Annotated in this window: 2 tRNA genes and 3 rRNA genes; all 5 read left to right on the forward strand. The window is 45.4% G+C overall.

Features of this window, described 5'->3' with window-relative positions:
• Positions 1-352: 352 nt before the first annotated feature.
• The 5 genes from C7377_RS09315 (at position 353) to rrf (ending at position 5,610) form a co-directional block, all read left to right on the forward strand.
• Positions 353-1,882 (forward strand): 16S ribosomal RNA (locus tag C7377_RS09315).
• A gap of 108 nt (positions 1,883-1,990) precedes the next feature.
• Positions 1,991-2,064: transfer RNA gene (locus C7377_RS09320), tRNA-Ile, on the forward strand.
• A 50-nt stretch (positions 2,065-2,114) separates the two neighbouring features.
• Positions 2,115-2,188 (forward strand) — tRNA-Ala (locus tag C7377_RS09325).
• A 299-nt stretch (positions 2,189-2,487) separates the two neighbouring features.
• A 23S ribosomal RNA gene (locus tag C7377_RS09330) occupies positions 2,488-5,371 on the forward strand.
• Between the two features lie 129 nt (positions 5,372-5,500).
• Positions 5,501-5,610, forward strand: a 5S ribosomal RNA gene (rrf, locus tag C7377_RS09335).
• The 16S, 23S and 5S rRNA genes sit together here with 2 tRNA genes alongside, the layout of an rRNA operon.
• Positions 5,611-5,657: the final 47 nt, after the last annotated feature.

Here is a 5,657-nt window from a genome sequence, read left to right on the forward strand (position 1 = left end):
TTTTTTTGAATGATTTGCTTGATAATTAGGTCTTTGAGATTTTGGGCACAAAAAACTTTGTAAAAAAGTTGCAGTAATATTTGGTAGGTAATAAAAAAGGTGTTTTCTTTGCACCACTGTTTCGAAAAAATGACCACTAAACAGGTCAAAAAAGTAGGGCAGAGAAGTTCATTGACATGATGCAAATAAATAATAATGAAGCACGCTTAGTTCTTGTTTTTTTGTAATTAAAGAATCAAGGGATTAAGCAGCCAAAAGTCGATAAATAAGAAATATACAATAAAAGATTGAGTGTTGTCGAGTCTAAGGAATGATTATTTGTTGGTATAAAGAACAAGATTAAAATTTATATACAACGAAGAGTTTGATCCTGGCTCAGGATGAACGCTAGCGACAGGCCTAACACATGCAAGCCGAGGGGTAACGATTAAGTAGCTTGCTACTTAAGGCGACGACCGGCGCACGGGTGAGTAGCGCGTATGCAACCTACCCTTTACAGGAGGATAGCCCGAAGAAATTCGGATTAATACTCCATGGTATTATTTAGACACCTGTTTAAATAATTAAAAGATTCGTCTGGTAAAGGATGGGCATGCGTATGATTAGATAGTTGGTGAGGTAACGGCTCACCAAGTCCACGATCATTAGGGGTTCTGAGAGGATAGTCCCCCACACTGGTACTGAGACACGGACCAGACTCCTACGGGAGGCAGCAGTGAGGAATATTGGTCAATGGGTGAGAGCCTGAACCAGCCAAGTCGCGTGCAGGAAGACTGCCCTATGGGTTGTAAACTGCTTTTATATAGGAATAACCGTCTCTTCGTGAAGGGATTTGAATGTACTATATGAATAAGGACCGGCTAACTCCGTGCCAGCAGCCGCGGTAATACGGAGGGTCCAAGCGTTATCCGGATTTATTGGGTTTAAAGGGTGCGTAGGCGGGTAAATAAGTCAGTGGTGAAAGTCTGTCGCTCAACGATAGAATTGCCATTGAAACTGTTTATCTTGAATACAGTAGAGGTAGGCGGAATATATTGTGTAGCGGTGAAATGCATAGATACGATATAGAACACCTATTGCGAAGGCAGCTTACTATGCTGTTATTGACGCTGATGCACGAAAGCGTGGGGAGCGAACAGGATTAGATACCCTGGTAGTCCACGCCGTAAACGATGATCACTGGATGTTGGCGATATACAGTCAGTGTCTGAGCGAAAGTATTAAGTGATCCACCTGGGGAGTACGTTGGCAACAATGAAACTCAAAGGAATTGACGGGGGCCCGCACAAGCGGAGGAACATGTGGTTTAATTCGATGATACGCGAGGAACCTTACCCGGGCTTAAATGTAGAGTGCATGACTCAGAGATGGGTCTTTCTACGGACTCTCTACAAGGTGCTGCATGGTTGTCGTCAGCTCGTGCCGTGAGGTGTCGGGTTAAGTCCCATAACGAGCGCAACCCTTATCGTTAGTTACCATCAGGTTAAGCTGGGGACTCTAGCGAGACTGCCACCGTAAGGTGAGAGGAAGGTGGGGATGACGTCAAATCAGCACGGCCCTTACGTCCGGGGCTACACACGTGTTACAATGGTAAGGACAAAGGGTAGCTACCTAGCAATAGGATGCGAAACTTGAAACCTTATCTCAGTTCGGATCGGAGTCTGCAACTCGACTCCGTGAAGTTGGATTCGCTAGTAATCGGATATCAGCAACGATCCGGTGAATACGTTCCCGGGCCTTGTACACACCGCCCGTCAAGCCATGGAAGCTGGGGGTACCTGAAGTCTGTAACCGAGAGGAGCGGCCTAGGGTAAAACTGGTAACTGGGGCTAAGTCGTAACAAGGTAGCCGTACCGGAAGGTGTGGCTGGAACACCTCCTTTCTGGAGCTAACAAATAATAGCTTAGCTCGACACACGCGATTTTTTATTAAAATAAATATATATAAATACAGCTAAAAGTAGAGACTTGGGAGCGGACAAATAAAAAAGAGTCTCGTAGCTCAGTTGGTTAGAGCACTACACTGATAATGTAGGGGTCCCCAGTTCAAATCTGGGCGAGACTACATTTATATAGTTATTAGAATCGCGAGATTTTAATGATTAAGAACAGAACGGGGAATTAGCTCAGCTGGCTAGAGCACCTGCCTTGCACGCAGGGGGTCATCGGTTCGAATCCGATATTCTCCACTTTAAGGTAGGTTGAGGAGAAGAAAAAGACATTTGGCAAATAAGATTTAAATTATTATATTAAAAGCATCAGAAAAATTGACACAGATAACCTGACATCAGGGAGCTATACTAGAGAAGAGGAGTAAAGCTCATAGGATTGTAACCTGTATTATCTACTTGGCTACATGTTTTAGTAGCAGAAGAGTTCATTGACATATTGAAAGACACGAGAAAAAGAAATAAATCAATCGAAAAATAGTAAAAGAAGCAAATTAGATAAACTAATTGACTCATTTGATAGAAATCTATTGGAAAATATAAAAACAAACAAGAGCGTATGGGGGATGCCTAGGCTCTGAGAGGCGAAGAAGGACGTGATAAGCTGCGAAAAGCTGTGGGTAGGTGCACATAACCGTTGATCCGCAGATCTCCGAATGGGACAACCCACCTAATTAATTAGGTATCCAGTAATGGAGGCAAACCCGGTGAACTGAAACATCTAAGTAACCGGAGGAAAAGAAAACAAAAGTGATTTCCCAAGTAGCGGCGAGCGAACGGGAAATAGCCCAAACCAGTGTTGTTTCGGCAACGTTGGGGTTGTAGGACTACAATATTACTAATGCAAAAGAAGTGGAAGCTGTTTGGAAAGACACATCATAGAGGGTGATAATCCCGTACATGTAAAGTTGTATTATTATAGTAGTATCCTGAGTAGGTCGGGGCACGTGAAACCTTGACTGAATCTAGCGGGACCATCCGCTAAGGCTAAATACTCCTCAGAGACCGATAGTGAACCAGTACCGTGAGGGAAAGGTGAAAAGTACCCTGAATAAGGGAGTGAAATAGTACCTGAAACCATGCGCTTACAAGCGGTCGGAGCACATTCATTGTGTGACGGCGTGCCTTTTGCATAATGAGCCTACGAGTTAGTCGTCACTTGCGAGGTTAAGTTCTTCAGGAACGTAGCCGAAGCGAAAGCGAGTCTTAACAGGGCGTTAAGTCAGTGGCGCTAGACGCGAAACTTTGTGATCTACCCATGTCCAGATTGAAGGTTTGGTAACACAAACTGGAGGATCGAACCCGTTGACGTTGAAAAGTCTTGGGATGAGGTGTGGGTAGGGGTGAAAGGCCAATCAAACTGAGAAATAGCTCGTACTCCCCGAAATGCATTTAGGTGCAGCCTTGGAGTTAAGTGTTATAGAGGTAGAGCTACTGATTGGATGCGAGGGCTTCACCGCCTATCAAATCCAGATAAACTCCGAATGCTATAACATGTTCTCCAGGAGTGAGCCCGTGGGTGCTAAGGTCCACGGACGAGAGGGAAACAACCCGGACCATCAGCTAAGGTCCCCAAATATATGCTAAGTTGAACTAACGCGGTAAGATTGCACAGACAGCTAGGATGTTGGCTTGGAAGCAGCCATTCATTTAAAGAGTGCGTAACAGCTCACTAGTCGAGCGATCTTGCATGGATGATAATCGGGCATAAGCATATTACCGAAGCTATGGGATAGTATATTAATTTATACGATCGGTAGGGGAGCATTCTAATCTGCGCAGAAGCAGTCTGGTAATGGATTGTGGAGCGGTTAGAAAAGCAAATGTAGGCATGAGTAACGATAATGCGGGCGAGAAACCCGCACGCCAATAGACTAAGGATTCCTGATCAACGCTAATCGGATCAGGGTAAGTCGGGACCTAAGGCGACGCCGAAGGGCTAAGTCGATGGCAAACCGGTTAATATTCCGGTACCTTATATAACTGCGATGCAGTGACGGAGTAGTGAAATCACCTCGGACAGACGGATGTTCGAATAACAGCAAAGACGTAGATTTTAGTAGTTAAGTACGCTAGAAGAGTTGAAGCTGGAAAGTATGCCAATGCTACGGCAGCGGCAAGTGTGAGTAAACAGACTTCCAAGAAAACCTGCTAAGCTTCAGGTTATATAGGCCCGTACCGCAAACCGACACAGGTAGTCAAGTAGAGTATACTAAGGCGCTCGAGAGATTCATGGCTAAGGAACTAGGCAAAATCGCCCCGTAACTTCGGGAGAAGGGGCGCTCACAGCAATGTGAGCCGCAGTGAATAGGCCCAGGCGACTGTTTAGCAAAAACACAAGGCTTTGCAAATTCGAAAGAAGAGGTATAAGGCCTGACACCTGCCCGGTGCTGGAAGGTTAAAAGGAGAGCTTAGCGTTGAGCGAAGGTTTGAATTGAAGCCCCAGTAAACGGCGGCCGTAACTATAACGGTCCTAAGGTAGCGAAATTCCTTGTCGGGTAAGTTCCGACCTGCACGAATGGTGTAACGATCTGGGCACTGTCTCAGCCATGATCTCGGTGAAATTGAAGTATCGGTGAAGATGCCGATTACCCGCAACGGGACGAAAAGACCCCGTGAACCTTTACTATAGCTTAACATTGAATTCGGGTAAGTAATGTGTAGGATAGGTCGGAGACTGTGAAGCGTGTGCGCCAGTGCATGTGGAGTCACCCTTGAAATACGACCCTTTGCTTATTTGACTTCTAACTCAGCGATGAGGACAGTGTTTGGTGGGTAGTTTGACTGGGGTGGTCGCCTCCAAAAGCGTAACGGAGGCTTCTAAAGGTTCCCTCAGGATGTTTGGTAATCATCCGCAGAGTGCAATGGCATAAGGGAGCTTGACTGAGAGACCTACAAGTCGATCAGGTACGAAAGTAGAGCATAGTGATCCGGTGGTTCCGAATGGAAGGGCCATCGCTCAAAGGATAAAAGGTACTCCGGGGATAACAGGCTGATCGCTCCCAAGAGCTCATATCGACGGAGCGGTTTGGCACCTCGATGTCGGCTCGTCACATCCTGGGGCTGGAGAAGGTCCCAAGGGTTGGGCTGTTCGCCCATTAAAGTGGCACGCGAGCTGGGTTCAGAACGTCGTGAGACAGTTCGGTCTCTATCTGTTGTGGGCGTGGGAAATTTGAGAGGATCTGACTCTAGTACGAGAGGACCGGGTTGGACAAACCTCTAGTGCATCAGTTGTGGCGCCAGCTGCATTGCTGAGTAGCTATGTTTGGAACGGATAAGTGCTGAAAGCATCTAAGCACGAAGCCAGCCTCAAGATAAGATTTCCAAATAGGGACGTTAGAGACGATAACGTTGATAGGCTGTAGGTGTAAGTGCGGCAACGTATTTAGCCGAGCAGTACTAATTACCCAAAAGTTTTTATATTGTAAGTTTGTTAGTTGATTTACTTTGTTTATATATTATCAAGTAAGTTGATTTATTTCTTTGGTGTTCTTTCGATACATGTCATAGATTTATTGATATTAAGATTTAGATATCATATTAAAAGATATTTAAGGTGTTTATTGCAATGAGGTACACCTCTTCCCATTCCGAACAGAGAAGTTAAGCTCATTAGCGCCGATGGTACTGCAGCAATGTGGGAGAGTAGGACGACGCCCTATTTTCAGCGAGGCTAATTCCAATTAGGAGTTAGCCTCGCTTTGTTTTT

It is taken from the genome of Balneicella halophila (assembly GCF_003096835.1).
GTDB lineage: Bacteria > Bacteroidota > Bacteroidia > Bacteroidales > Balneicellaceae > Balneicella > Balneicella halophila.